The sequence below is a fragment of the Pseudomonas sp. JAI120 genome (genome assembly GCF_014207255.1).
In the GTDB taxonomy this organism is placed as follows: Bacteria; Pseudomonadota; Gammaproteobacteria; order Pseudomonadales; family Pseudomonadaceae; genus Aquipseudomonas.
The window spans coordinates 165,723-191,682 of the sequence record NZ_JACHCZ010000007.1; the positions used below are offsets into that span (position 1 = coordinate 165,723).

At 62.2% G+C, this 25,960-nt stretch carries 23 protein-coding genes; 15 read left to right on the plus strand and 8 right to left on the minus strand.

The features are described 5' to 3' along the window. Positions 1 to 34: 34 nt before the first annotated feature. A complete protein-coding gene (gene yedA / locus HDC32_RS28315) occupies positions 35 to 931 on the plus strand; it encodes a drug/metabolite exporter YedA (protein ID WP_131700126.1) in 897 nt (298 codons plus the stop codon). 48 nt (positions 932 to 979) lie between these two features. Beyond that, entirely contained in the window at positions 980 to 2,317 is a 1,338-nt protein-coding gene (locus tag HDC32_RS28320; RefSeq protein WP_184746316.1) for a DEAD/DEAH box helicase, read from the plus strand. 154 nt (positions 2,318 to 2,471) lie between these two features. On the opposite strand, the gene HDC32_RS28325 is transcribed toward HDC32_RS28320, so the two are convergent. Together HDC32_RS28325 and HDC32_RS28330 are read right to left on the minus strand one after the other, a co-directional pair. Then, positions 2,472 to 3,698, minus strand: a complete 1,227-nt coding sequence (locus tag HDC32_RS28325) for a TIGR03862 family flavoprotein (RefSeq protein ID WP_184746318.1) — start codon at positions 3,696 to 3,698, stop codon at positions 2,472 to 2,474. Between the two features lie 172 nt (positions 3,699 to 3,870). Next, complete coding sequence (locus tag HDC32_RS28330) at positions 3,871 to 4,791, minus strand: histone deacetylase (RefSeq protein ID WP_131700129.1); 921 nt, start codon at positions 4,789 to 4,791, stop codon at positions 3,871 to 3,873. Between the two features lie 76 nt (positions 4,792 to 4,867). Between HDC32_RS28330 and HDC32_RS28335 the strand changes: the two genes are divergently transcribed. From HDC32_RS28335 to HDC32_RS28345, 3 genes are read left to right on the plus strand one after another with little or no spacing between them, the layout of a single operon-like run. Continuing rightward, a complete protein-coding gene (locus tag HDC32_RS28335) occupies positions 4,868 to 5,437 on the plus strand; it encodes a GNAT family N-acetyltransferase (protein WP_184746319.1) in 570 nt (189 codons plus the stop codon). Between the two features lie 41 nt (positions 5,438 to 5,478). Further along, positions 5,479 to 6,348 (plus strand): acyl-CoA thioesterase II, encoded by an 870-nt coding sequence (tesB, locus tag HDC32_RS28340; RefSeq protein WP_027605282.1) that lies wholly within the window; start codon positions 5,479 to 5,481, stop codon positions 6,346 to 6,348. Continuing rightward, positions 6,345 to 6,932, plus strand: a complete 588-nt coding sequence (locus tag HDC32_RS28345) for an HAD family hydrolase (protein ID WP_184746320.1) — start codon at positions 6,345 to 6,347, stop codon at positions 6,930 to 6,932. The genes tesB and HDC32_RS28345 overlap by 4 nt, the downstream gene beginning before the upstream one ends. Positions 6,933 to 7,003: 71 nt before the next feature. Here HDC32_RS28345 and HDC32_RS28350 read toward each other — a convergent pair whose 3' ends face one another. Genes HDC32_RS28350 through HDC32_RS28360 form a run of 3 tightly spaced genes read right to left on the minus strand, consistent with a single transcriptional unit; the run spans position 7,004 to position 9,327 of the window. Next, the gene (locus tag HDC32_RS28350; RefSeq protein ID WP_131700132.1) at positions 7,004 to 7,981 is read right to left on the minus strand and encodes an alpha/beta fold hydrolase; all 978 of its coding nucleotides are present in this window, start codon (positions 7,979 to 7,981) and stop codon (positions 7,004 to 7,006) included. Continuing rightward, positions 7,982 to 8,869, minus strand: a complete 888-nt coding sequence (locus HDC32_RS28355; protein WP_131700133.1) for a neutral zinc metallopeptidase — start codon at positions 8,867 to 8,869, stop codon at positions 7,982 to 7,984. It lies immediately after the preceding gene. A gap of 44 nt (positions 8,870 to 8,913) precedes the next feature. Then, positions 8,914 to 9,327, minus strand: coding sequence for a membrane lipoprotein lipid attachment site-containing protein (locus HDC32_RS28360; protein ID WP_184746321.1), 414 nt, complete (start codon positions 9,325 to 9,327; stop codon positions 8,914 to 8,916). 199 nt (positions 9,328 to 9,526) lie between these two features. Here HDC32_RS28360 and HDC32_RS28365 point away from each other — a divergent pair, with 199 nt between their 5' ends. Continuing rightward, positions 9,527 to 10,405: a DMT family transporter gene (locus HDC32_RS28365; protein WP_145336654.1), complete on the plus strand. Its 879-nt coding sequence runs from the start codon at positions 9,527 to 9,529 to the stop codon at positions 10,403 to 10,405. 1 nt (position 10,406) lies between these two features. Here HDC32_RS28365 and HDC32_RS28370 read toward each other — a convergent pair whose 3' ends face one another. Further along, positions 10,407 to 11,741, minus strand: coding sequence for an MFS transporter (locus tag HDC32_RS28370; protein ID WP_131700135.1), 1,335 nt, complete (start codon positions 11,739 to 11,741; stop codon positions 10,407 to 10,409). 223 nt (positions 11,742 to 11,964) lie between these two features. On the opposite strand from HDC32_RS28370, the gene quiC reads away from it, so the two are divergent. Then, a complete protein-coding gene (gene quiC / locus HDC32_RS28375; RefSeq protein WP_131700136.1) occupies positions 11,965 to 13,866 on the plus strand; it encodes a 3-dehydroshikimate dehydratase QuiC in 1,902 nt (633 codons plus the stop codon). Between the two features lie 80 nt (positions 13,867 to 13,946). Then, positions 13,947 to 14,612 carry a TetR/AcrR family transcriptional regulator gene (locus HDC32_RS28380; protein WP_027605289.1) on the plus strand — a complete coding sequence of 222 codons (666 nt, stop codon included), beginning with the start codon at positions 13,947 to 13,949 and terminating at the stop codon, positions 14,610 to 14,612. A 48-nt stretch (positions 14,613 to 14,660) separates the two neighbouring features. On the opposite strand, the gene HDC32_RS28385 is transcribed toward HDC32_RS28380, so the two are convergent. Continuing rightward, positions 14,661 to 15,509, minus strand: coding sequence for a shikimate dehydrogenase (locus tag HDC32_RS28385; RefSeq protein ID WP_131700138.1), 849 nt, complete (start codon positions 15,507 to 15,509; stop codon positions 14,661 to 14,663). Continuing rightward, the gene (gene aroQ / locus HDC32_RS28390) at positions 15,506 to 15,955 is read right to left on the minus strand and encodes a type II 3-dehydroquinate dehydratase (protein ID WP_010206717.1); all 450 of its coding nucleotides are present in this window, start codon (positions 15,953 to 15,955) and stop codon (positions 15,506 to 15,508) included. Before aroQ ends, HDC32_RS28385 begins: the two co-directional genes overlap by 4 nt. A gap of 207 nt (positions 15,956 to 16,162) precedes the next feature. On the opposite strand from aroQ, the gene HDC32_RS28395 reads away from it, so the two are divergent. The 7 genes from HDC32_RS28395 (at position 16,163) to HDC32_RS28425 (ending at position 25,930) form a co-directional block, all read left to right on the plus strand. After that, a complete protein-coding gene (locus HDC32_RS28395) occupies positions 16,163 to 16,684 on the plus strand; it encodes an RNA polymerase sigma factor (protein ID WP_131700139.1) in 522 nt (173 codons plus the stop codon). A 63-nt stretch (positions 16,685 to 16,747) separates the two neighbouring features. After that, positions 16,748 to 17,746: a FecR family protein gene (locus HDC32_RS28400; RefSeq protein WP_184746323.1), complete on the plus strand. Its 999-nt coding sequence runs from the start codon at positions 16,748 to 16,750 to the stop codon at positions 17,744 to 17,746. Between the two features lie 151 nt (positions 17,747 to 17,897). Then, a complete protein-coding gene (locus HDC32_RS28405; RefSeq protein WP_184746325.1) occupies positions 17,898 to 20,648 on the plus strand; it encodes a TonB-dependent receptor in 2,751 nt (916 codons plus the stop codon). A gap of 103 nt (positions 20,649 to 20,751) precedes the next feature. Continuing rightward, complete coding sequence (locus tag HDC32_RS28410; protein WP_065938324.1) at positions 20,752 to 21,372, plus strand: heme acquisition protein HasA; 621 nt, start codon at positions 20,752 to 20,754, stop codon at positions 21,370 to 21,372. A 174-nt stretch (positions 21,373 to 21,546) separates the two neighbouring features. Beyond that, the gene (locus HDC32_RS28415; protein ID WP_184746327.1) at positions 21,547 to 23,283 is read left to right on the plus strand and encodes a type I secretion system permease/ATPase; all 1,737 of its coding nucleotides are present in this window, start codon (positions 21,547 to 21,549) and stop codon (positions 23,281 to 23,283) included. Beyond that, positions 23,280 to 24,605 carry an HlyD family type I secretion periplasmic adaptor subunit gene (locus HDC32_RS28420; RefSeq protein ID WP_184746329.1) on the plus strand — a complete coding sequence of 442 codons (1,326 nt, stop codon included), beginning with the start codon at positions 23,280 to 23,282 and terminating at the stop codon, positions 24,603 to 24,605. Before HDC32_RS28415 ends, HDC32_RS28420 begins: the two co-directional genes overlap by 4 nt. Further along, positions 24,602 to 25,930, plus strand: a complete 1,329-nt coding sequence (locus HDC32_RS28425) for a TolC family outer membrane protein (RefSeq protein WP_184746331.1) — start codon at positions 24,602 to 24,604, stop codon at positions 25,928 to 25,930. The genes HDC32_RS28420 and HDC32_RS28425 overlap by 4 nt, the downstream gene beginning before the upstream one ends. The last annotated feature ends 30 nt before the right edge of the window (positions 25,931 to 25,960 follow it).

Below are 25,960 nucleotides of genomic sequence, written 5' to 3' on the forward strand. Positions count from 1 at the left end.
TAAGCCTCTCTTATATCTGCCTTAGAGCTGCCCAATGCCTGGCCCACGTCGCTTTCCTTTACCGTTGATCGCCGCCTTTTTTGCGCTGTATGTCATCTGGGGGTCTACCTACCTGGTGATTCGCATCGGCGTTGAATACTGGCCGCCGCTGATGCTGGGCGGGATTCGTTTTTTGCTGGCCGGTGCGGCGATGTATGGCTTTTTGCGTTGGCGCGGGGCGCCGGCGCCGACCTGGGAGCAGTGGAAGGCCGCTGCCAAGATCGGCATTTTGCTGCTGACCTTCGGTAATGGCGCAGTGAGTGTGGCCGAGCACACCGGGGTGTCGTCCGGCGTGGCGGCGCTGGCGGTGGCGACCGTGCCGTTGTTCACCTTGCTGTGTGGTTATTTCTGGGGCGCGCGCAATACCCGGCTGGAATGGGCCGGGGTGATTCTGGGCATGATCGGTATCGCCATGCTCAACATGGGCAGCACATTGCAGTCGAGCCCCATGGGCGCGGCCTTATTGCTGTTTGCGGCGGCGTCGTGGGCATTTGGTTCGGTGTGGAGTCGGCGCCTGCCGTTGCCGCCGGGCGCCATGGCCAGTGCTGCAGAAATGCTGGTGGCCGGGGTGACGCTGTTGATCGCCAGCGTGCTCACCGGTGAACACCTGAAGGCCGTGCCGCCGTTGGAAGGCTGGCTGGCTTTGGCATACCTGGCTGTGTTCGGCTCTATCATCGCCTTCAACGCCTATATGTACCTGCTCAAGCACGTACGCCCGGCGGCCGCGACCAGCTATGCCTACGTCAACCCAGCTGTTGCAGTGTTACTGGGGATTGTGTTCATCGGCGAGACCATCGGTTTGGAAGAGGCCCTGGCCATGCTGGTGATTATCAGCGCCGTGCTGTTGATCAGTCTGCCCCAGTGGCGAAAGCCCAAGCCGGAAATAAGGTAAACTGCCGCGCATTACGCCCTTGCGCTGAATTTTTCCTACGGTAAACACATGACTTTCGCCACACTTGGCCTGATCGAACCCTTGCTGCGCGCCCTTGAGATGCTTGGCTACCAGACCCCGACGCCGGTGCAGGCGCAAGCCATTCCGGCGGTGCTGGCCGGTCGCGACCTGATGGCCGCGGCTCAGACCGGTACCGGTAAAACCGCCGGTTTTGCCGTGCCCTTGCTGCAACTGCTGACCATGGAAGGGCCGAAAGTGGCCGCCAACTCGGCGCGCGCGCTGATCTTGTGCCCGACCCGCGAGCTGGCCGAGCAGGTTCACGCCAGCGTTGCCGAATACGCCCAAAACCTGCCGCTCACCACCTACGCGGTGTACGGCGGCGTGAGCATCAACCCGCAGATGATGAAGCTGCGCAAGGGTGTCGACATACTGGTCGCTACGCCGGGCCGCCTGATCGACCTGTTCCGCCAGAACGCGCTGAAACTCAACCAGCTGCAAACCCTGGTGCTGGATGAAGCCGACCGCATGCTCGACCTGGGCTTCTCCGAAGAACTGGCGAACATCTACCGCATGCTGCCGAAAAAGCGCCAGACCCTGCTGTTCTCCGCGACCTTCTCCGATGACATCCGCCAGCTGGCCGGGCAGATGCTCAACGACCCGCTGACCATCGAAGTCAGCCCGCGCAACGTCGCCGCCAACACCGTCAAGCAATGGGTGGTGCCGGTGGACAAGAAGCGCAAGGCGGAGCTGTTTGTGCACCTGATGCGCAAAGGCCGCTGGAAGCAGGTGCTGGTGTTCGCCAAGACCCGTAACGGCGTGGATGCGCTGGTGGATAAGTTGCAGGGCCTGGGCATCAACGCCGATGGCATCCATGGCGACAAGCCGCAAGCCACGCGCCAGCGTGCGCTGGACCGTTTCAAATCGAGCGAAGTGCAGATCCTGGTCGCCACCGACGTCGCTGCCCGCGGCCTGGACATTGAAGACCTGCCGCTGGTGGTCAACTTCGACCTGCCGATCGTGGCCGAGGACTACATCCACCGCATCGGCCGGACCGGTCGCGCGGGCAACACCGGTGAGGCGATTTCCCTGGTGTGCGCCGATGAAGTCAACATGCTCTCGGCCATCGAGATGCTGACCCGCCAGACCTTGACCCGCAAGATGGAACAGGACTTCGAGCCGGAGCACCGCGTGCCGGATACCGATGCCAGCGGTCAGGTGGTGAAGAAGCCGAAAAAACCGAAGAAGCCCAAGGCGTCCGGTGGTGGCGGTGGTAAGCGCAACCTCGGTAAGTGGGTGGACAGTGGTGACGTGGCGCCGTCGGAGCCTTCGATCAAGCCGGTGCGTAAGGTGCCTGTTTTTAATACTGGGCCGCGTAAGAAGAAGTAAGTTTTGAGGTGCTGCTAAGGGCCTCATCGGGGGCAAGTCGAATCGTCGCACCGCCCCTCCCACAGTTTGAATGTATTCACAGATCAAAAATGTGGGAGGGGCGGTGCGACGATTCGACTTGCCCCCGATGGCGGCTTTGAATTCACCGCAGATCTCAGCGGTTGAGCCACTCCAACATCCCCCGCCCAGCCGCTCTGCCACTGGCAAAACACCCCGTCAGCAAATACCCGCCGGTCGGCGCTTCCCAATCCAGCATCTCCCCCGCACAAAACACCCCAGGCAATTGCTTGAGCATCAAGCGCTCATCCAACGCTTCAAACGGCACGCCGCCTGCGGTGCTGATGGCTTCATCCATCGGACGTGTCTTCACCAACGTCAACGGAAGCGCCTTGATATCCACTGCCAATTTCGCCGGATCGATGAAGTGTTCGGCGGGCGCCAACTCGCGCAACAGCGCCGCCTTGACCCCATCGAGGCCCAATTGACTGTGCAAATGTTTGCTCATCGAGCGTGAGCCACGCGGCTTGGCCAGCGCCACCTGAACCTTGTCCAACGGTTTGCTGGGCAGCAAGTCGATATGCACCGTGGCCGAACCGTCGCGATTGATGGCCTCACGAATCGGCGCCGACAGCGCGTAGATCAAACTGCCCTCGATACCGGTGGCGGTGATCACGCATTCGCCGAGTCGCGGCTTGTCATTCCCCAGGCCGATGGCGACGTTTTTCAGCGGCGCGCCAGCGAATTTGCTGACCATCAATTCGCTCCAGGCCGACACCTCGAAGCCGCAGTTGCTGGGTTGCAATGCAACGTAAGGCACGCCTTTATCCTCCAGCAGCTTGAGCCACGCGCCGTCGGAGCCCAGCCGCGACCAACTGCCACCGCCGAGGGCCAGGAGTACCGCATCGCTGTGGACGGTTTTCTCGCCTTCAGGGCTGTGGATAAGTAGATCACCGTCGGCGCTCCACCCCAACCAACGGTGTCGGGTGTGGATAACCACACCCTGATCGCGCAGGCGCTTGAGCCAGGCGCGCAGCAGCGGGGCGGCTTTCATATCCGTAGGAAACACGCGGCCGGAGGTGCCGATAAAGGTCTGGATACCCAGGCCATGAATCCACTCGCACAACGCCTCGGCACCAAACCCCCGCAGCAACGGTGCGATGTTCGGTGCGCGCTCGGCGTAGCGCGACAGGAACGCCGGGTACGCTTCGGAGTGGGTGATGTTCATGCCGCCCACGCCAGCCAGCAGGAATTTGCGCCCCACCGACGGCATGCCGTCGTACAAGTCAACCTGCACCCCGGCCAGGCTCAAGACTTCGGCGGCCATCAGCCCGGCTGGGCCGCCGCCGATGATGGTGACGTGTCGTGAGGAAATGTCGGGCATGGGCAGGGCTACGATCGCGGAAAATAAGCCGAGCATTCTACCCGAGGAGCGCGGCGCTGCCTGATCAAAAAACGTACAGCTTCCTACAGGCTTTACGGATACAGGCTCTCAGACGCTTACGCTCAAGTTATCCACAGGCCGTTCCACAGGCATTGTGGGTAACGCCCACCTTTCAATGACAACCTGATGACGTCCACACCCGCTGGGCGCTGTGGTGCAGGATGCCGTGGCGGCGTGCCAGGGCGGGGCGATCCTTGCTGTAGCCGCCGCCAATCACGCCCATCACCGGAATGTCGCGGCCCAGGCAATGGCGCATCACGCTTTCATCGCGAGCGGCTACGCCTGCGTCTGTCAGCTTGAGGTAACCGAGGGCGTCATCCTTGTGAACATCGACGCCGGCGTCGTACAGCACCAGGTCCGGCTGGTAGAGCGGCAGCAGGTAGTTGAGGGCATCGTCCACCACCTGGAGGTACTCGGCATCGCCCATGCCCATGGGCAGCGGGATGTCCCAATCGCTCTGGGCCTTGCGGGCGGGGAAGTTCTTTTCGCAGTGCAGGGACACGGTGATTGCATCCGGCGTGTCGTGGAGGATGCGCGCGGTGCCATCGCCCTGGTGCACGTCGCAGTCGAAGATCAGCACGCGGTTGACCCGGCCGCTATCCAGCAGGTAACGGCTGATCACTGCCAGGTCATTGAAGATGCAAAAGCCCGCTGGGTAGTCGTAGTGGGCGTGGTGGGTGCCGCCCGCGAGGTGGCAGGCCAGGCCGTGTTCCAGGGCTTGCTCCGCCGCCAGGATCGAGCCACCGACCGCACGCACGGTACGCCGGGCCAGGGCTTCGCTCCAGGGCAGGCCAAGGCGCCGTTGGTCTTCACGGGACAACTCGCCGCTCATGTAGCGTTCGATATACCCAGGTTCATGGGCGAGGGCCAGAATCTCCGGCGGGCACAACGGCGGGCGCAGCAATTGGCTGTCTTCGGTCAGGCCGCTGGCTACCAGGTGGTCACGCAGCAGGCGGAACTTGTCCATGGGGAACCGGTGGTCTGCCGGGAACTCAGGGCTGTAGTCATCGTGGTAGATCAATGGCAAAGGCATGGGATTTTCTGACGGGGATCTGCGAAGGATCTTAACAGCGCTGTACACTCACGCACATGGCAAGGGGAGGGGACCCATGGAGGCGATATTGCAACTGGAAAGCGCGCGCCTGGTTATGCGCCAGTGGCGCGATGCCGACTTGACGGAATTTGCGCGCATGTGCGCCGACCCGCAGGTGATGCGCTATTTCCCGGCCAAATTGAGCCACCTGGAAAGTGCCGCCTTGATCGGCCGGATTCGCGGCCACTTCGCCGAATATGGCTTTGGCCTGTGGGCCTTGCAACGCAAGGACACCGGTGAGTTTATCGGCCTGACCGGGTTGCAGAACGTCAGCTTCGAAGCGGGCTTTACCCCGGCGGTGGAAATCGGCTGGCGCCTGGCCCGTGAGCATTGGGGCCTGGGTTATGCCAGTGAGGCGGCCTGGACCGCGCTGCGCTGTGGTTTCGACCGTTTGCAGTTGGACGAAATTGTCGCCTTCACCACTCAAGCCAATCTGCCATCACAAAAAGTCATGCAGGCCATCGGTATGCATTACGATCCCCAGGCAGATTTTGAACACCCCAAGGTCGCAGCCGATGACCCGCTGCGCCCCCACGTTTTGTACCGCATCACCCGCGCCCAATGGTTGGACACGCTGCACGGATAAGCAGCCCGGAATGCCCTATCGATTGTTGTAGGAGTTGCTCTATGAGCCAAGTATTGGAAGATCTGGTGGACTTGCTGACCCTGGAGCCGATCGAGGAAAACCTCTTTCGCGGCCGCAGCCAGGACCTGGGTTTTCGCCAACTGTTCGGTGGCCAGGTGCTCGGCCAGTCGCTGTCGGCCGCGAGCCAGACCGTCGAAGAAGCGCGGCACGTGCATTCCTTGCACGGTTATTTCCTGCGCCCCGGCGATGCGAAGTTGCCGGTGGTGTATTCGGTCGACCGCGTACGCGATGGCGGCAGTTTCAGCACGCGCCGCGTGACGGCGATCCAGAAGGGCCACCCGATTTTCACCTGCAGCGCTTCGTTCCAGTACGACGAGGCCGGCTTCGAGCACCAGACCACCATGCCTGTGGTGGTCGGCCCGGAAAACCTGCCGTCGGAGCTGGAACTGACCCAACAGCGCGCGCACCTGATCCCCGAGCATATGCGCGACAAGCTGCTGTGCCCCAAGCCGATCGAAGTGCGCCCGGTCACCGAAAAAGACCCGTTCAACCCGCAGCCGTCCGACCCGGTCAAATACGTGTGGTTTCGGGCCGATGGTGCCCTGGCGGATACGCCGGCGCTGCACAAATACCTGCTGGCCTACGCCTCCGACTTCGGCCTGCTGACCACCTCGTTGCTACCCCACGGCAAGACCGTGTGGCAGAAAGACATGCAGGTCGCCAGCCTCGACCACGCGCTGTGGTTCCACGCCGACCTGCGTGCCGATGACTGGTTGCTGTATGCCATGGACAGCCCATGGGCCGGCAATTCCCGTGGGTTCTCCCGCGGTAGCGTGTACAACCGCGCCGGGCAACTGGTGGCGTCGGTGACCCAGGAAGGCTTGATCCGCCATCGCAAGGATTGGGCATGAGCCTGACGGACGTTAGGCACTGGGTGTTCGACATGGACGGCACCCTGACGGTAGCGGTGCATGACTTTGCGGCGATTCGCGTGGCCCTGGACATTCCCCCCGAGGACGACATCCTCACCCACCTCGCCGCCTTGCCGGCGGACATCGCAGCGGCCAAGCACGCCTGGCTGCTCGAACATGAGCGCGAGCTGGCGCTGGGTTCGGTCGCGGCGGACGGTGCGGTGGAGCTGGTGCGCGAGCTGGCCGGGCGCGGTTATCGCCTGGGTATCCTGACCCGCAACGCGCGGGAGTTGGCGCATATCACCCTGGAGGCGATTGGCCTGGCGGACTGCTTTGCCGTGGACGATGTGCTGGGTCGCGACGATGCGCCGCCCAAGCCCGATCCGGGTGGGTTGTTGAAATTGGCGGCGGCGTGGGATGTATCGCCGAGCGAGATGGTGATGGTCGGCGATTACCGTTTTGACCTGGACTGCGGCCGGGCGGCGGGGGCCAGGACGGTGTTGGTCAACCTGCCGGAGAACCCGTGGCCGGAGCTGGCGGATTGGCATGCTGCAGATTGTGCTGCATTGCGCCGGATGATCTAACCCAAGCAATAGAGATCAAATGTGGGAGGAAGCTTGCCCCCTCCCACATGTTGAGACTGTTTCTTCAGGTATTACTGAGTGAACAGTACCTTCTGCCCTTCGGGCGAAGTAAACATCCCATCCCCGTCATGCCCCACCCCCGGCACTTCCACCAGCGTCTGGCTCAACTGCGGATGGCGCTGCTTGAGGTAGTCAAAGTAGTTGTGCCCGCGAATCAGCCGATACGCGCCCTGGGTCTCGGCTTCGCAGCTTTTATCCAGTGCCGGGTGGTTCGGGTCGGTGTCCTGTTGGCCCAGCAGGTAAGTGATGGGGCGTGATACGTAGGCTTGCTCCAGCTGCTCGGCGTTTTGGCCCTTGGCGTAGGCCGGTAGGTGCTGCATGCCGTACTTCCAGTCGTTGAAGCCTGGGCAGCTGGCGGTCTCGAACCTTACCGGCCGCTGTGGGCTGAAGTAGGCATAGGACGAGGGGTTGGCCACCACATAACGCAGGCGGATGCCCTCGGTTTGCAGGGTAGGGTGGGCGTGGCCGGTGAGGGCGAAGCGCTGCACCACCTGGCCACCGCCGGAGTGACCGGCGACCACGATTTCCTTGAGCTCCGGGAACAGCGTGCGGTTGCCCAGGTGCTTGATGAGCTGGTCGAGGGCGCCGAAAGAGCTGATCTGGCCCGGGCCGGTCGAGGTTTCGCCGGCCATCCAGTCATTGCCCTTCCAGCGCAGCACTTGGCTGTCCAGATGGTTGCGCTGCATGTCGGACCCGTTCAGAAACTGCGGCGCGATCACCAGGGTGGTGGCGGCAACCCCGGCGTGTTCGGCGGCATCGATTCCGCTTTTCAGATAGGTCTGCGCATTACGCAGGCGCCCGTGCACGATGATCAAGGCGCGGGTGACGTTGGGCAGTGGCTGGCGCCAGTCCTGGCTCACGCCGAGGCTGAGGTCACCAGCGTCGAGGTGAAAACGATCGGGACTGACCACCTTGACGCCATGCTCGGCGGCCCAGGCGGATGATGAGATGAGCAACAGGCCCAACAGCAGTCCCAATCGTTGATTCATTTATAGGCTCTTGGCAGCGAACGTGTCGCATTGAGTGATCTGGCCCTGGGCGAAGCCGGTCTTGAACCAGCGCACCCGCTGTGCCGAGGTGCCGTGGGTAAACGAGTCCGGCACCACGCGCCCCTGGCCCTGTTGCTGCAAGCGGTCATCGCCGATGGCGTTGGCCGCATTCAGCGCTTCTTCAATATCGCCAGGCTCCAGCCAGTTCAGGCGCTTTTGCGCACGGTTGGCCCACACACCGGCGAAGCAGTCGGCTTGCAGCTCCTGGCGCACCAGCAGGCCACCGTCGCCTTGCATCTGCCGGCCTTGCTGGCGTGCGGCCTGGATCTTCGACGAAATGCCCAGCAATGTTTGGACGTGGTGCCCGACTTCGTGGGCGATCACGTAGGCCTGGGCGAAATCGCCAGCCGCCTGGAAGCGTTGCGACATTTCCCGGAAGAAATCCAGGTCCAGATAAACCTGCTGATCCGCCGGGCAATAGAACGGGCCGCTGGCGGAGGTGGCGCCACCACAGGCGGAATTGACCCGGCCACGGAACAGAATCAGTTTGGGGTTCTTGTAGGCTAGGCCGTTTTCCTGGAACACCTGGCCCCAGGTGTCTTCGGTATCGCCCAGCACCGCCCGTACGAAGTCGGCTTGCTCATCGTTGGCCGGCGGCGCCTGGCGCGACTGCGTGCTCACCGAGGGCGCCTGCTCCATCTGGCCGGTCAACTGGCCGAGGATCTGCAACGGGTCCTGGCCGGTCAGCCAGCCGATGCCGACGATCAGCACAATTGCGGTCAGGCTCAGGCCCTTGCCGCCACCAAAACGCATCCCGCCACCGCCGCCGCCACTGTCATCGCGGGCATCCACCACGTTGTCGCTGCGTCGGCCTTTTTTCCATAGCATGGGGCAATCCTCTGTGTGCTAACCGTGATTGAGTATGGTCGGTATTAACGGCAATAGCCTTCGCCGGTGGCGACGATCAGGCAGTCTTTTTTATCCGCCAGCCATTTCAGCCCGGTCGCTTCGCCATCGCCGGCGCGCAGCAATTGCGGGCCGTCCGGGCGGGTGAAGGCGATGCCGTCTTCGGCCGCTTCACCCTTGAAAGTGCCCGAGTCGTCGGCGTCGAGGCCGTATTGCATGGTGAGGATGTAGTGACCACGGCCGATGCTGTCGTCCTTGGCGATGGTCAGGTGCAGGCCTTCGACACCGATCCATTTGCCGACCCATTTATCGGTGGGCGGGGTTTCGGGTACCAGGGTGGCCTGCACGGAAGGCGGTGCGGGTTTGGGCGCTTGCTTGGCCTCCTGGTCGCAGGCGGTCAGCAGGGCAAGGGCAGAAAGAACAAAGAGGATTTTTTTCATAGCGGCGAGGCCTTGGTTAAAAAGTATGCAATGCGGGGGCTAAGGTGCTGCGTTGGACTCGAATGCGGTGATTTAGTGCGCTGTTCGCCCGGTGTTTGGTTATGCTCTTGGGGCAGACTCCAGCCCGGCTGCTAGATTACCGGGTTGAGCGCTACTTCGTTCAGTGCTCAGCGTTTCGCTCGCCACGCAAGAGAATTCCATGACTGTCAGCACCCCCCTTTCCGGCGTCAACCATCCCTTCAAAGGCATTTTGCTGATTGTGTTGGCGACATTCCTGTTCTCCAGCCACGATGCCTTGTCCAAATACCTGGCCGGGTTCTACCCGATCGTGATGGTGGTGTGGGTGCGCTACGTGGTGCACACCTTGCTGATGGCCGGGATTTTCCTGCCGCAATCGGGGCTACGCGTGCTGCGCAGTAAACGCCCGGGAATGCAGGTGGTGCGGGCCTTGTGCCTGTTGGGCACCAGCCTGTTTTTCACCACGGCGTTGCATTACATCCCGTTGGCGGAAGCCACGGCGGTGAACTTCCTCGCCCCGATCCTGGTGACGGCACTGTCGGTGCCGCTGCTTGGCGAGCACGTGACACGCGGCCAATGGCTGGCGGTGATCTGCGGCTTTGTCGGCGTGCTGGTGATCATTCACCCAGGCGGTGAGTTGTTTACGCCTGCGGTGTTACTGCCGCTGTGCTCGGCGCTGTTCTTCTGCTTCTACCAACTGCTCACGCGCATCCTCAGCCAATACGACACGCCCACCACCAGCAACTTCTTCGCCGGGCTGTGCAATACCTTGGTGATGAGTGCGATGGTGCCGTTCTTCTGGCAGGTTCCCACGCTGTGGCATGGCGTGTTGATGCTGGCGCTGGGCACCTGTGGGATGACCGCACACTTGATGCTGACCCAGGCGTTCCGCTTCGCGGCACCGGCCTTGCTGGCGCCGTTCGGCTATTGCCAGATCGTCTTCGCGGGGTTGTTGGGCTGGCTGGTGTTCAGCCATACCCCCGATGTGACCACGGTGGTCGGCATCGGGGTGATCTGCATGAGCGGGTTGGCCGCTGCCTGGCAGCAGCGGCGTCGGTAAATCAGGCGTCGACGGTAGGAATCTTGCGCGGCGCCATGAAGTACATCCAGGTCAGCGCAATGAAGTACATCGCCGGGATCAGGGTGAACAACACGGTGTAGTTGTTGTTGGTGACGGTGAGGATATGGCCGACGATCTGGGTCATAAACATGCCGCCGATGGCTGCGCACATGCCGCCGAAACCGAACACCGTGCTCATCATGTGCTTGGGCGTGTAGTCCATCACCAGGCTCCAGATGTTGGCGGTCCAGGCCTGGTGCGCGCCGATGGCCAGGGAGATGGCAAATACCGCGACCCATAGTTGGCTGGAGCCGGCCGCCATGATCACGCCGACGATGCAGCAGGCAAACAGCAGCATCGACAACAACCGCGCCTTGATCGAGTTCATCCCACGGCCGATCAGGAACGACGACAGAATCCCCCCACCCACACTGCCGAAGTCGGCGGTCAGATAGATGATGATCAGCGGGATACCCATCTGCGTCACGTTGATGCCCAGGTTGTACTGCTGGTTCAGGAACGGCGGCAGCCAATACAGGTAGAACCAGAACACTGGTGCGGTGAGTGCATAGGCGATGGCAAAGGCCCAGGTGCCGCGCATGCGCAGGATGCGGCTGAACGGTACGCCAGGTTGTTCCGGCTCGACTTCCCGCTGCACGTAGTCCAGTTCGGATTGTTTGACGCTCGGGTGGTCTTCCGGGTTGTAGTACTTCAAACCCCAGAACACCAGCCAGATCGCGCCCAGCGACGCCATGCACAGGAACGCAGCCTGCCAGCCCCACACATGCAGGATCAGCGGCAGCAGCATCGGCGTCATCATTGCGCCGACGTTGGTACCGGCGTTGAAGATACCGGTGGCCACCGCACGCTCGCCAGCGGGGAACCACAGGCGCGTGGTCTTCACGCAGGCCGGGTAGTTGGCGGCTTCGGTCAGCCCGAGGATAAAGCGGCAGACCATAAAGCCGACGGCCGAAGTGGCCAGGCCATGGGCACCGGTGGCCAGGCTCCACAGCAGTACCGCGCAGAAGAACACGCGTTTGACGCCCACGCGGTCGATCAGCCGACCTTGCAGCACAAAACCGATGGCGTAGCCGACCTGGAACCAGAAGTTGATGTTGGCGTAGTCCATCGCCGTCCAGCTCATTTCCTTGGCCAGGATCGGTTGCATCACGCCCAGTGCGGCGCGGTCGATGTAGTTGAGGGTGGTGGCAAAGAACACCAGGGCCAGCATGCCCCAGCGGGTTTTACCCACGGCAAGGGCGCCGCGGATCTTGTCGCCGATGCCGGCGTGCGGGGTGCCCGGGCGCGCGGCCAGGGCGGAGTTTTGCGAAGGCATGTGGTTGTACCCGTTTTTTGAAATTTTTATGAGGTGTTGTGGGTCTTCTTTTGGGTGTCGCTGCGTGATTGATGGTGCGCAGTGGCTAAAAAATCGTCAATTCGCCAAAGAGGCTTAGTGTTCGATAATCGCACCAAAAACTAACCGGTTCGTACATTTTAATTGCTGCGGGTAGTCTGGGGGCGAATAATTTGCCACAAACAACAATTGCCGGGAGTCTTCCATGCAACGTTCCATCGCCACCGTGTCCTTGAGCGGTACCCTGCCGGAAAAGCTCGAAGCCATTGCCGCCGCCGGGTTCGATGGGGTCGAGATCTTCGAAAACGACTTGTTGTATTACGACGGCAGCCCCCGGGAAGTCAGGCAGATGTGTGCTGACCTGGGCATCGCCATCACCTTGTTCCAACCCTTTCGCGACTTTGAAGGCTGCCGCCGCGATCGTCTTGCGCGCAACCTGGAGCGCGCTGAGCGCAAGTTCGACCTGATGCAGGAACTGGGCACCGACCTGGTGCTGGTGTGCAGTAACGCCTCGGCCGATTGCGTCGGGGATGAACGCATCCTGCTGGACGACCTCAGCCTGTTGGCCGAACACGCGGGCCGTCGCGGCCTGCGCATTGGTTATGAGGCGTTGGCCTGGGGCAAGCATGTTAATACCTGGCAGCAGGTGTGGAACCTGGTGCGCCAGGTCGATCACCCGAGCCTTGGGGTGTTGCTCGACAGCTTCCACACGCTTTCGCTCAAGGGCGACCCGAGTGCCATCGCGCAGATCCCCGGCGACAAGATCTTCTTTGTGCAAATGGCCGACGCGCCGATCCTGGCCATGGATGTGCTGGAGTGGAGCCGGCATTTTCGCTGCTTCCCCGGCCAGGGCGAATTCGACCTGGCGGGGTTCCTCGCGCCGATCATCAAGAGCGGCTACACCGGGCCGTTGTCCCTGGAAATTTTCAACGATGGCTTCCGCGCCGCGCCGACCCGCGCGAATGCGGCAGATGGCCTGCGTTCCTTGCTGTACCTGGAAGAGAAAACCCGCGAGCGCTTGCAACAGGAGGCGCCCGCGCAACCTGTCGAGATTCTGTTTGATACCCCAGCGGCCAGCGAGTACGACGGTATCGAGTTCCTCGAGTTCGCCGTGGATGAAAACCTCGGCGCCAAGCTTACCCATTGGCTGGAACGCCTGGGTTTCGTCAAGGCCGGCCAGCACCGCTCCAAGAGCGTGAGCCTGCTGCGCCAGGGGGATATCAACCTGATCCTCAACTGCGAACCCTATTCCTTCGCGCATAACTTTTTCGAGGCCCATGGGCCGTCGTTGTGCGCCACGGCGATTCGAGTCAAGGACAGCGCCAAGGCGCTGGAACGGGCGGTGGCTTACAAGGGCCAGCCCTATCGCGGCCTGGTCGGGCCCAACGAGCTGGAGCTGGCGGCAGTACGTGCGCCGGACGGCAGCCTGATTTACTTGGTGGATCAGGGTGAGGGGGGGATCTACGACACCGATTTCAATCTGCAGCCGGCCAATGCTGCGGGCGGTGGCTTGCTGCGCATCGACCATATGGCCATGGCCTTGCCGGCCGACAGCCTCGACAGCTGGGTGCTGTTCTACAAGAGCCTGCTGGATTTTGAAGCCGATGACGAAGTGGTGCTGCCCGACCCCTACGGCCTGGTGAAAAGCCGTGCGCTGCGCAGCCGTTGCAGCTCGATTCGCTTGCCGCTGAATATTTCCGAGAACCGCAACACCGCGATTTCCCACGCGTTGTCGAGCTATCGCGGCTCGGGTGTGCATCACATTGCCTTCGATTGCGCGGATATTTTCGCCGAAGTGCGTCGCGCCAAGGAGGCCGGGGTACCGCTGCTGGATATCCCTCTCAACTACTACGATGACCTGGCAGCACGCTTTGATTTCGATGATGAGTTCCTCAGCGAACTGGCGTACTACAACGTGTTGTACGACCGTGACGCCCAGGGCGGTGAGTTGTTTCATGTGTACACCGAACCCTTCGAGGGACGGTTTTTCTTCGAGATCATCCAGCGCAAGAACGGTTATGCCGGCTACGGCGCGGCCAACGTGGCGGTGCGCCTGGCGGCGATGGCCAAATCCCGTAGCGGCGCAGTGCGCCAGGCGCGTTTATAACGGTGGGCCAAGTGCTTCCTTCGTAGGACGCCTCGGCCCATAATCGCGGCCTGCACAATAAAAATGGCCGTGAGCGCACCATGACCTCAAGTCCCGAACTCCCCGCGGTGTCAGACGCACCGCGCAAGAGTCGTAAGAACAACCCGGAAAAGACCCGGGAGAACATTCTCCAGGAAGCCATCGTCGAGTTTGTTCAGCAGGGCCTGTCCGGCGCTCGCGTGGATGCCATCGCCGAGCGCATCCACACCTCCAAACGCATGATCTATTACTACTTCGGCAGCAAGGAGCAGTTGTACGTCGAGGTGCTGGAGAAGCTCTACGGCGATATTCGCAACACCGAAACGCGCATGAACCTCACTGCCCTGGAACCGCGTGAGGCGATCCGGCGGCTGGTGGAGTTCACCTTCGACCACCATGATCAGAACGTTGATTTCGTGCGTATCGTCAGCATCGAAAATATCCACAATGCCGAGTACGTGAAACGCACCGAAACGATCAAGGCGATGAACAGCAAAATCCTCGAGGGGCTGGGAGTGACGTTGCGCCGGGGCGCCGAGATGGGGCTGTTCCGCGAAGGGCTGGAACCGTTGGACGTGCACTTGCTGATCAACTCATTCAGCTTTTACCGGGTGTCCAACCGCCATACGTTCAGTGAGATCTTTCAGATCGACCTGTCGGATGAGGCGGTTAAACAGCGGCATCGCGAGATGATTTGCGAATCGGTGTTGCGCTACCTGCAGGCCTGAATACACCGCCTAACCCAATGTGGGAGGAGGCAAGCCCCCTCGCACATTTCAGGTATTCATGCTCTTGAAGTGCGCGAGCATTCGCTGCGCATCCGGCACTTCACCACTGAACAACTCAAACGCCTTCACCGCCTGGAACACCGCCATGTTGCCGCCATCCAGGGTGCGGCAGCCCAAGGCGCGGGCATCGCGCAGCAGTTCGGTTTCCAGTGGGAAATACACAATTTCAGCCACCCACAGTTCGGCTCTCAGCAGGGCCGCTGGCACCGGTGTGCCGGGCAGTTTGGCCATGCCCATCGGCGTGGTGTTGACCAGGCCATCGGCCTCGGCCATGGCGTTTTCAAGGTGGGTGCCGACCTGGGCGCGGCCGGCGCCGAAACGCTGGGCGAGGTTATCCACAAGGTCGCGGGCGCGGCTGGCGTCCACGTCGAAAATACTCAAGTGTTCGACACCTTCGGCCAATAGCGCATGCGCCACTGCTGCGCCCGCGCCACCCGCGCCCATCTGCACCACGCGTTGGCGCGGCACATCGCTGAGGTTTCGGCGAAAGCCCTCGGCAAACCCCAGGCAGTCGGTGTTATGGCCGATACGCTTGCCGTCCTTGAAGACCACGGTGTTGACCGCTCCGATGCCTCGGGCCTCGTCGGACAAATCATCGAGCAGCGGCAGGATTGCCTGCTTGCACGGGTAGGTAATGTTCAATCCGGTGAAGTGCATCAACTCGGCAGCGTCCAGCAGGTCGGGCAGGGCGTTGATGTCCAGGTGCAGGGGCTCAAGGTCAATGAGGCGATACAGGTAACGCAAGCCTTGGGCGTCTCCTTCCTGCTCATGCAGGGCAGGGGTGCGGGAGGCCTGGATACCGGCGCCGATCAGGCCAGCGAGGATGCGCGGTTTCATCGGGCCGACCCCTTCAACAACTGGCTGAAATGTTCCAGGGCCAGGTGGTAGCCATGGCTGCCAAAACCCGCGAGCACGGCCTTGGCGATGGGCGACACAAACGAGTGATGCCGAAACGCCTCGCGCGCATGCACATTGGATAAGTGCACCTCGATCACCGGCACTTCACTGGCTACCAAGGCGTCGCGAATCGCCACCGAGGTGTGCGTCCAGGCGGCCGGGTTAATCACGATACCGGCGCAGCGAGCGCGGGCGCCGTGGATCCAGTCCAGCAGCTCGCCTTCGTGGTTGGTCTGGCGGAATTCGATTTTAAGCCCCAGTTGTTCGGCGCTGCGGCCGCACAGGGCGGCGACGTCGGCCAGGGTTTCATGGCCGTAGGTCGCGGGTTCGCGGGTGCCGAGGAGGTTGAGGTTGGGGCCGTTGAGCACCAGCACGATGGGCGGCATACGGGGGATCTCCACAGTTCTTGTTGGTTGTGGGAGTAAAATGTACTGGTTAGTTAATTTGGTCAATTGATGACGGCAGATGTGTTCGATTACCGAACCGTTAATCAGGCGTGTTCTGGGCTCGAATCGGATTAGATATCAATTGAAAATCATTCTCGACAACGCTTAAGATGCCCGCCTGTTTCCTTTACATTCCAGGGAGTCGGTTTGTCGGACGTGGATCTCAAAGGCCTGTTTCTCAAGCACGCCGATACCCTGCGCGGGTATCTGGCGCGCAAGGTACGGGACCCGCAGTTGGCGGCCGACCTGGTGCAGGAGAGCTTCCTGCGCCTGGCGGAAAAACCTGCCGGCGAGCGTATCGACAACTCCCAGGGCTATCTCTATCGAACGGCGAGCAATCTGCTGATCGACCATATTCGCCAGGAAGCGCGGCGCAAGACAGACTCCGTGCCCCATGAGGCGCTGGCCGAGATTGAAGATGAAGTGGCCGGGTTGGAGGCTCAGGCAATGGCGCAGCAACAGCGACAGGCATTGAAGCAGGCGTTGGCTGAATTGCCGGAACGCACCCAGCAGATCTTCCGTCTGAACCGTATAGAGGGCATGACCCACGCCCAGGTTGCCCGGCATTTGGACATCTCCGACAGTTCCGTGCAAAAGCACCTGGCCAAGGCGCTGGCGTATGTGATGCAGCGCTTGCAGGATGGCGAGGTGGGGCCATCCGACGAATGAATTACGGAAAAACCTCAGGTCAGACGTCACCGCGTCATATAACGAAAAATTCGAGATTCACACGTGAATAGCCAGGGTCAGCAACAGCACAGCATTACCGAGGAGGCCGCCGAGTGGGCGGTGCGCCTGCACGCCAGTGCCCTGACCGACCAGGAGCAGGCCGCGTTGCGGCAGTGGATCGCCTGCGACAGCCGCCATGAGGCGGCGCTGCGCTTTGCCGAACAGACCTGGGTGGCGTTGGGCGAGGTGCACAAGGACGAGAGCGTTCACCGCCAGCGCCCCGCGACTGCAGCGCTGCCCATGCGCCGCTCCCCGCGGCGCAGGCCCTGGCAACGTGCGGCGGCGGTCGCGTTGGTCGTGGTGGTGGCCGGCGTCGGCTGGCTGCGTGGGCCGGACGCCTGGCTGCACATGCAGGCCGACTATGTCACCCAAAAAGGCGAGGTGCGCACCGTGCACTTGGCCGATGGCAGCACGGTGGAGCTGGATTCCGCCAGTGCCATCCGCCTGGATTACGACGGCGTGCAGCGGCGTATCAGCCTGATCCAGGGCTCGGCGATTTTTGATGTGGCGCCGATGGTGGGTCAGGAGACCCGACCGTTCGTGGTGCAGAGCGCTGGCGGGCAGACGCGGGCGTTGGGCACGCGGTTTGTGGTGGCGCGCGAGGCCGAACGCTGGGCATGGGTGGGCGTGTTGCAGCACAGCGTTGAAGTTTCTTTGCACGCCTCACCGAAAAAAGGCCCGAGCGAACGGGTGCTCCAGGAGGGCCAGGCTGCACGCTACAACGCCCAGGAGGGTGTGGTGCCCCTGGATCAATTCGATGTGGACCGTGCCACCAGCTGGCGACGTGGCGTGCTGATCTTTGATCGCCAGCCCCTGGCCAAGGTCATTGAGCAGCTCAATCGCTACCGTCCGGGGCGGGTGGTGTTGACCCATGCCGACCTGGGCGAGCGCGAAGTCAGCGGCGTCTTCCGTCTCGACATGCTCGACAGCGCCCTCGGCACCCTCACCCAGGAACTTCAAGTGCAACGCTTGGACCTGGCAGGCCTCAGCCTGATCTATTGATGATCCGGTGGGAGGCCCGCTCCCACCCGCTTAACTCCCCCCAGCGCAAAAACTTTTTAAAAAGTCTTACTGACTTCCTGCGCCTCGTACGTCTTGCTAGGTGAGAAGCATTCGCATAAACAAAAATACGATCAGCGCAGGGAAACCAGAAATGTCAGTACTCACCAAGGGGCGTATCACCGGTAGCCGGTTAGCCCTGGCCATCCACTTGGGCCTGTTCGCCGCAGCCGCTCCCGTGTATGCGGCGCAGCCTCAGGTGGGCGCTGCCCAGCCGGCGGTGCTGGCGTTCGATGTGCCGGCGCAATCCTTGGGCAGTGCCGTATTGGCCTTTGCCGATCAGGCCGGTTTGCAGGTGCTGTTCGACAGCCCACGCCTGCAAGGCTTGAGCAGCACGGCGCTCAAAGGCAGCTTCAGCGTGCAGGAAGGGCTTGGCCGTTTGCTCGGTGCCACGCCGGTGGAATATCGCTTTACCGGCGAGCGCCAGGTCACCCTCAACCGTGTCAGCGACGACCACGACGGCGCCATGACCGTGGGCACCACCACCATCACCGGCAACACCAACGGCCAGGCCAGTGACTGGGTGTACCAGACCCCAAAGTCCGTGGCGGTGATCAGCCGCGACATGATCGATAAACGTCCGCCCCGTCACGCCGCCGACATGCTCGAAGAAACCGCCGGCGTCTACACCGCCGTCAACCAGCGCGACCCTGGCCTGTCGGTGAATATTCGCGGTGTGCAGGACTATGGCCGCGTGAACATGAACATCGACGGCATGCGCCAGAACTTCAACGTCAACGGCCACCAGCAGCGCAACGGCACGATGCTGATCGACCCGGAGTTCATCTCCAGCATCGAGATCGACAAAGGCAGCCAGTCGGGGCAGGGCGGAGCGGCCGTGCTGGGTGGCATTGCGTCGTTCAAGACCCTGGATGCCAGTGAGTTCCTCAAGGACGGCAAGGACTACGGCGGCCGCCTTCGCGCCGGCAGCGGTATCGGTGAGCTGGGTAACGGCACCGACTTCAACGGCAGCGGCGTGTTCGCCTTTGGTGATGAGCGCGGCGATGTATTGCTGGGCTACAGCGAGCGGCATTTCGGTAACTACCGCGCCGGCAGGCACAACGACGACAACCTGGGCACCAACCTGCGCGCCAGATCATCTGCCCCTGCGGCCTTCGACGACTGGTTGAACAGCGAAGTCGGCGACACCGGCAGCGTGACCCGCTCACAGATCGTCAAGTTCGGCCTGAACCTGCCCAACGACCAACGCGTGCAGTTGAGCTACCTGGAAACCGACACCGACAGTAACGATGCCTGGGGCTATATCGCCGACGACCTTCAGAGCACCTACTACGTACGCACCAGCAAAAACAATCTCAACGCCAAAAACGTCGCGCTGGACTACAGCTACAGCCCGGACAACCCGCTGATCGATCTCAAGGCCAAGCTCTATTACGTCACCACCCAGATGGATCGCGGCAACGCCCCCAACCTGTCGTCGCCAGGTACCGGTAACTACGTCGGCGCCTACACCGATCACTTCCAGACCGACACCTGGGGCCTGCAGGGTGACAACACCTCGCGGTTTGATTTCGGCGAACGGGGGCATGTCACCTGGAACTACGGGGTGGAGCTGTATCAGGACGAGTTCAAGCCCCGGACCAACAAAGTTGAAGCCACCAACAACCTGGGCTTGTTGCCTTACGCAGAGGGCAGTACGCCAGGGGGCAAACGCACCATCGCCAGCCTGTTCAATAACGCGCAGTACGAATATGGCGGCTGGCTGACCCTGGATGCGGGCTTGCGTTATGACCGCTATCGGCTTGAAGGCGAAACCGGCATGACCCTGTACCGGCGTGATCGTTTCTACAACAGCCTCGTCGGCGCCAGGCGTGTTTCGGAAGTGATCGAGGTCGACCGTGAAGAGGGCCAGTTTTCCCCCACCTTCGGTCTGGCGGTAAAACCGGGCGTGGACTGGCTGCAACTCTATACCCGTTGGGGCAAGGGCTGGCGACCACCGGCGGTGACCGAAACCTTCATGACCGGCCGCCCCCACGGCGGTGGTTCGGGAGAGCGCGTGTTTCCCAACCCGTACCTCAAGCCTGAAGAATCACGGGATTGGGAAGTGGGCATGAATGTCTTCAAGGAGGGGTTGTTCTTCAGTGATGACCGCCTCGGCATGAAGGTGGCTTACTTCGATACCCGGATTGAAAACTTCTCTTTCCTCAACACCAGCGTCAGCTTGCCGGAAACCCAGGTGGGTGGATTTCTCGGGACCATGGCTTACGTCAATAACACCCACCCGACGCGTTTTCGCGGGGTCGAATACCAGCTCAATTACGACATGGGGCGCGCGTACGCCAACCTCAGCTACACCCACATGATCGGCAGCAATGAGTTCTGCTCGAAGAACTATTACATGGGCGGCGCCAAGACCACCGGGCCAAGGACCACTCGCCTGGAGCGTTTCACCCTGCCGGATGGGCGCATCAGCATACGGCCGGTCACCACCTATGAAGTGTTGGATGACGACGTCGCCAACAACAAGGAAAGCTGCGGGCGAATCATGGGTAACGCCACGTATATGCCTGCCGATCGCGGCTCGCTGACCCTGGGCACGCGCTTCCTGGAAAAACGCCTGGATACGGGTGTGCGTGTGCGCTACAGCTCGGGCAACGGCGAAAACCTCGATCAGCAGGGCTACGAGCTGATGGATCAGGCGATGTGGCCCAAGTACACGCTCTATGACCTGTACGCCAGTTACTGGATGACCGATCAACTGAACATTGCACTGGCGTTGGAAAACGCCACCGATGAAGCCTATTTCGTCGCCATGGGCGACGCCAACAACCTCAGCCTGGCGCGCGGGCGAACCCTGAGCGGCATGCTGGAATACAAATTCTGATCAGTGTGCCCAGGCAGCTGATCAACGGTTTTGCCCATGGGTGGGCAAAAAGGCGCGCCGCACCGGCGTGCTCATCAACAACGTTGTTTAACGAGGTTTAGCGATGACTATTTCTGTTAGCTACGATTCGGGCCTGGGTTCTCTGTCGGTATCGGACTACCTGAGCTCCTGGGCAGTGGGGTTCAACACGGCAGGTCACGGCACCAGTAACACGGGCGGCTTCAGCAACGGCACCCTCAGCGGCGACCAGTATTCGACCCACGGCGCCAACAACTCCGAGTACGCGTTCATCGCCGACAGCGACACCAGCAATGGCCTGCACTATGTGTTCAACCCATCGTTGCCCGCCAGCAGCAACCTGAACCACTACCTGTGGGGCGACCTGGATAATGTGCAACTGGGCACTGGCCTGGGCGGCGGCAATGGCAGCGACTTCAGCCTGAGCGACTTCAAGGTCGCGTTCAACGGCCTCGACCTGAGCGCCGCCGAGGGTGCCGGCCGGGCAGGCAACGAAGTACAAAGCGTGATCTACGGTTTGATGCAGGGCAATACCGCCGCGCTGGAAACCGTGCTCAACAACCTGCTCGACGACTTTGGTCTGTCCACTGCCAGCACGTTCGACGAAGTGTCGGCGGGCCTGGCGGCACACGCCAGCGCAGTGTCCACCGACGTTGCTCTGGTGGGCGTGCAGGACGTGGCACAGGACTGGGCACTCGCTGCCTGAACCTGCTGCTGCATGAAAAAAGCGAATGGAAGATCGCTCTCCCATTCGCTGCATTACACCGCCTTCGCCCAAGCCTTCTAACTCTTCCGGCGACGGCGGTGCCGAATTCTGCGCAGCGTCGTATCGCCTGTCAACGCGGCGACGCTGCACGCTCAACCCCACGAGAATTCCCAGATGCGCCACGCCGGTAACGAAACCCTGGCCGCCCTCACGGCCTATAAAGGTGGCTTCTTCAACATCGGCCTGTTCTCGGCGGTGATCAACCTGCTGATGCTGGCCCCGGCGTTGTACATGCTGCAGGTGTACGACCGCGTGCTGGCCTCGGGTAATCAGATGACCCTGCTCATGCTGACGTTGATGATCCTCGGCCTGTTCGGCCTGATGGGCGCGTTGGAGTGGGTGCGCAGCCAGGTGGTCATCCGCCTCGGTACACAGATGGACATGCGCCTCAACCAGCGGGTCTACGACGCCGCATTCGAAGCGCAACTCAAGGGCGGCACCCAGGCGGCGGGCCAGGCGTTGCATGACCTGACCACCTTGCGCCAGTTCGCCACCGGCCAGGCGCTGTTCGCGTTTTTCGATGCGCCGTGGTTTCCGGTGTACCTGCTGGTGATCTTCCTGTTCCACCCCTGGCTTGGCCTGCTGGCGCTGGGCGGCGCAGTGGTGTTGATCGCGTTGGCGTGGATCAACCACCACGTCAGCCAGGCGCCGATGGCCCAGGCCAGCCAACTGTCCATCCACGCCAGCCAGCAGGCCACGGCCAACCTGCGCAATGCCGACAGCATCGAAGCCATGGGCATGCTCGCCACCTTGCGCGGGCGTTGGTTCAACCAGCACCAGGCGTTCCTCGCCGAGCAAAACCTGGCCAGTGAAAAGACTTCCGCCGTCACCGCCTGGTCCAAGGGCGTGCGCCTGGCATTGCAATCGCTGGTACTCGGCCTGGGCGCGTTGCTGGCGGTGCAGGGCGATATCACGCCGGGGATGATGATTGCCGGCTCGATCCTGATGGGGCGGGTGCTGAGCCCCATCGACCAACTGATCGGCGTCTGGAAACAATGGGGCTCGGCGCGCCTGGCGTACGAGCGCTTGTCGCAGTTGCTGGCGGCCAACCCGGCGCGACCGCCGCGCATGAGCCTGCCGGTGCCCAAGGGCCAGTTGAGCGTCGAGCAAATCAGCGCCTGCGCCCCCGGCAGCCGTCGACCGGCGCTGGTGAACCTGGCGTTCAACCTGCCAGCGGGTGAAGTGCTCGGCGTGATCGGCCCGTCAGGCTGCGGCAAGTCCACCCTGGCGCGGGTGCTGGTGGGCGCCTGGGCACCGCTGGCCGGCAAGGTGCGGCTGGACGGCGCCGACCTGGCCCAGTGGGACAAACAGCAACTCGGCCCGCACATCGGCTACCTGCCCCAGGACATTCAATTGTTCGCCGGCAGCATCGCCGAAAACATCGCGCGGTTTGCCGAGCTGGAGGCCGACAAAGTCCTCGCTGCCGCGCAAATGGCCGGCGTGCATGAACTGATTCTGCAACTGCCCCAAGGCTACGACACGCAATTGGGGGAGGGCGGTGCGGGGTTGTCCGGCGGGCAAAAGCAACGCGTGGCCCTGGCCCGAGCGCTGTACGGCCTGCCGGCGTTGATCGTGCTGGACGAGCCCAACGCCAACCTCGACGAAGTGGGTGAGCAAACCCTGCTCCAGGCGATCACCCAGCTTAAGCAGCAGCGCCGCACGGTGATCCTGATTACCCACAAAGCCAATGTGCTGAGCCTGACCGACCAGTTGCTGATCCTCAAGGACGGCCAGTTGCAGGCCTTTGGTCCTACGGCGCGGGTGTTGGAAGCACGGCAGAAAGCCGCAGCGCCCAAGCCGGTGTCGACCCTGAGCATGAGCTACCGCCTCGGTGAAGGAAAACAGGCATGAGCATGAGTAAACCGGTGCTGGTCAGCGACCGCCCTCACACGGTGTTGGCGCTGGATGACAAACAATATTCGCGCTTGGGCTGGTGGCTGGTGCTCGGTGGCTTTGCCGGATTTATCGGCTGGGCCGCGTTGGCGCCGCTGGACAAAGGCGTGGCGGTGTCGGGCAAGGTCATGGTCTCTGGCCATCGCAAGACCGTGCAGCATCCTGCCGGTGGCATCGTCGAGCGCATCGAGGTGCGTGACGGTGATGTGGTCAACGCCGGCCAGGTGCTGCTGCGCTTGAAGGAAACGCCCTTGCGCGGGCAGATGCAGTCGCTGCGCAGCCAGTACCTGGCGTCTCTCGCCAGTGAGGCGCGCTTGAGTGCGGAAAGCGAAGGTTTGCCCGCCATTGCATTCGGCCCTGAATTGCTGAATGAACCTGAGGCAGCCAACACCCTGAATCTGCAACGGCAACTGTTCACCAGCCGCGCCCAGGCGCTGGCCACCGAGCAACAAGGCCTGCGCGAAACCATCGCCGGGGCCGAGGCGCAGTTGCGTGGCACGCGGGATTCCCAAGCGAGCAAGGTGCAGCAACGCGCGGCGTTGAATGAGCAACTGCAAGGCCTGCGCGAGTTGGCGCGCGACGGCTATATCCCGCGCAATCGCCTGCTCGACAGCGAGCGCCTGTACGCCCAGGTCGACGGCGCGATTGCCGAAGACTACGGGCGCATCGGCCAGTTGCAGCGCCAGGTTTTGGAGCTGCGCCTGCGCATCCGCCAGCTCGGCGAAGACTTCCAGAAAGACTTGCGTGGCCAGTTGGCCGAAACCCGCACCCGCAGCGACGACCTGCGCAACCGGCTGGCGTCGGCCGAGTTCGAACTGGCCAACAGCCTGGTGCGTGCGCCGGCTTCGGGGGTGGTGGTGGGGTTGGACGTGTACACCGAAGGCGGGGTGATCAAGCCCGGCCAGGCGCTGATGGACATCGTGCCCCAGGGCGAACCGCTGTGGGTGGAAGCACGGGTGCCGGTGCAAATGATCGACAAGGTACACCCAGGTTTGCCGGTAGAACTGCTGTTCTCGGCCTTCAACCAGGCCACCACCCCGCGGGTAGCCGGTGAGGTGACGCTGGTCTCCGCCGACCGCCAGGTCGATGAGCGCACCGACGAGCCTTATTACACCGTGCGCGTCCAGGTCAGTGCGGCGAGCATGCAACAACTGGACGGCATGCAGATTCGCCCCGGCATGCCGGTGGAAACCTTCGTCAAGACCGGTGAACGTTCGATGCTCAATTACCTGTTCAAACCTTTGTTGGATCGTACCCACATGGCCCTGGTGGAAGAATGAAGGCGCTGTTTTTTACCCTGTGCCTGAGCGTTACACCGGCGGCGCATGCCTTGGGTTTGCTCGACGCCTACGACCTTGCCCTACGCAATGACCCGACCTTTCAGGCAGCCATCCAGGAACGTGAAGCCGGCGAAGAGAACCGCGTGATCGGCCGTGCAGCGTTATTGCCGAACCTGTCCTGGAGCTATAACAACTCGCGCAACGCATCCGAAGTTACCCAAAGCACCGCCGTCGGCAATGTCACCAGCGACCGTGACTACCGCAGCTATGCCTCGACCCTGACTTTGCAGCAACCGTTGCTGGATTACGAAGCCTACGCGCGCTTTCGCCAAGGCACCGCCCAGGCGCTGATGGCCGATGAACGTTTTCGCAGCAAGAGCCAGGAGTTGGCCGTGCGCGTGCTCAGCGCCTACAGCCAGGCGCTGCTGGCCCAGGAGCGCATCGAGTTGAGCCGCGCGCAGAAGCGTGCGTTTGCCGAACGCCTGCAACTCAATGATCGTTTGCTCAAAGGCGGCGAAGGCACACGCACCGATGTGCTGGAAACCCAGGCGCGCTTGAGCCTGGCCCAGGCGGAGGAAATCGAGTCGCTGGACGCCCAGGACAGCGGCTTGCGCGAGCTGGAAGCGATTGTCGGCCAACCGTTGCAGGTCGAAGAGCTGGCACCCCTGGCCCGCCAATTTGACATCCCACCCCTGGAGCCCAACCGCTTCGAGACGTGGCGTGAACTGGCCATGGCCAACAACCCCGAACTCAAGTCCCAGCACCACGCGCTGGACGTGGCCTCTTACGAAGTGGAGCGTAAACGCGCCGGCCACTTGCCCAAGGTCAGCCTGTACGCCAGCAGCCGCCAGACCAGCTCCGATTCGGAAAGCAGCTACAACCAGAAGTACGACACCAACAGCGTCGGTATCCAGGTCAGCCTGCCGTTGTTTGCCGGCGGCTCGGTGTCGGCCTCCACGCGCCAGGCGGCCAATCAACTGTCCCAGGCCCAATACGAGCTGGACGCACACACCTCGGCGATGCTGGTGGAGCTGCGCAAGCAGTTCAACCTCAACACCAGTGGTGCGGCGAAAGTGCGTGCCTACGAGATGGCCGTCAGCTCCGCCACCGCGCTGGTCACTGCGACCAAAAAGAGCGTCAGCGGCGGTGAGCGGGTCAACCTCGACGTGCTCGACGCCGAGCAACAACTGTTCACCGCCCGCCGCGACCTGGCGAATGCGCGGCATGCGTATCTGCTGGCCAGGATTCAGTTGAAGTATTACGCGGGGTTGCTGAGTGAGCAGGACTTGCGGGCGTTGGCGGGGTATTTCCAGCCGTCGGCATGAGTGGTTACAACCCGGCATTCGCCGGGTTTT

Bases quoted from the DNA above. Each gene is read 5' to 3' on its own strand.
- HDC32_RS28330 (WP_131700129.1), bottom strand. From the start codon at position 4,791: ATGCCTTTGCCATTGATCTACCACGATGACTACAGCCCTGAGTTCCCG.
- HDC32_RS28320 (WP_184746316.1), top strand. From the start codon at position 980: ATGACTTTCGCCACACTTGGCCTGATCGAACCCTTGCTGCGCGCCCTT.
- HDC32_RS28345 (WP_184746320.1), top strand. From the start codon at position 6,345: ATGAGCCTGACGGACGTTAGGCACTGGGTGTTCGACATGGACGGCACC.
- quiC (WP_131700136.1), top strand. From the start codon at position 11,965: ATGCAACGTTCCATCGCCACCGTGTCCTTGAGCGGTACCCTGCCGGAA.
- HDC32_RS28425 (WP_184746331.1), top strand. From the start codon at position 24,602: ATGAAGGCGCTGTTTTTTACCCTGTGCCTGAGCGTTACACCGGCGGCG.
- HDC32_RS28365 (WP_145336654.1), top strand. From the start codon at position 9,527: ATGACTGTCAGCACCCCCCTTTCCGGCGTCAACCATCCCTTCAAAGGC.
- HDC32_RS28355 (WP_131700133.1), bottom strand. From the start codon at position 8,869: ATGCTATGGAAAAAAGGCCGACGCAGCGACAACGTGGTGGATGCCCGC.
- tesB (WP_027605282.1), top strand. From the start codon at position 5,479: ATGAGCCAAGTATTGGAAGATCTGGTGGACTTGCTGACCCTGGAGCCG.
- HDC32_RS28405 (WP_184746325.1), top strand. From the start codon at position 17,898: ATGTCAGTACTCACCAAGGGGCGTATCACCGGTAGCCGGTTAGCCCTG.
- HDC32_RS28385 (WP_131700138.1), bottom strand. From the start codon at position 15,509: ATGAAACCGCGCATCCTCGCTGGCCTGATCGGCGCCGGTATCCAGGCC.
- HDC32_RS28325 (WP_184746318.1), bottom strand. From the start codon at position 3,698: ATGCCCGACATTTCCTCACGACACGTCACCATCATCGGCGGCGGCCCA.
- HDC32_RS28335 (WP_184746319.1), top strand. From the start codon at position 4,868: ATGGAGGCGATATTGCAACTGGAAAGCGCGCGCCTGGTTATGCGCCAG.
- HDC32_RS28360 (WP_184746321.1), bottom strand. From the start codon at position 9,327: ATGAAAAAAATCCTCTTTGTTCTTTCTGCCCTTGCCCTGCTGACCGCC.
- HDC32_RS28350 (WP_131700132.1), bottom strand. From the start codon at position 7,981: ATGAATCAACGATTGGGACTGCTGTTGGGCCTGTTGCTCATCTCATCA.
- yedA (WP_131700126.1), top strand. From the start codon at position 35: ATGCCTGGCCCACGTCGCTTTCCTTTACCGTTGATCGCCGCCTTTTTT.
- HDC32_RS28415 (WP_184746327.1), top strand. From the start codon at position 21,547: ATGCGCCACGCCGGTAACGAAACCCTGGCCGCCCTCACGGCCTATAAA.
- HDC32_RS28370 (WP_131700135.1), bottom strand. From the start codon at position 11,741: ATGCCTTCGCAAAACTCCGCCCTGGCCGCGCGCCCGGGCACCCCGCAC.
- aroQ (WP_010206717.1), bottom strand. From the start codon at position 15,955: ATGCCGCCCATCGTGCTGGTGCTCAACGGCCCCAACCTCAACCTCCTC.
- HDC32_RS28420 (WP_184746329.1), top strand. From the start codon at position 23,280: ATGAGCATGAGTAAACCGGTGCTGGTCAGCGACCGCCCTCACACGGTG.
- HDC32_RS28410 (WP_065938324.1), top strand. From the start codon at position 20,752: ATGACTATTTCTGTTAGCTACGATTCGGGCCTGGGTTCTCTGTCGGTA.
- HDC32_RS28380 (WP_027605289.1), top strand. From the start codon at position 13,947: ATGACCTCAAGTCCCGAACTCCCCGCGGTGTCAGACGCACCGCGCAAG.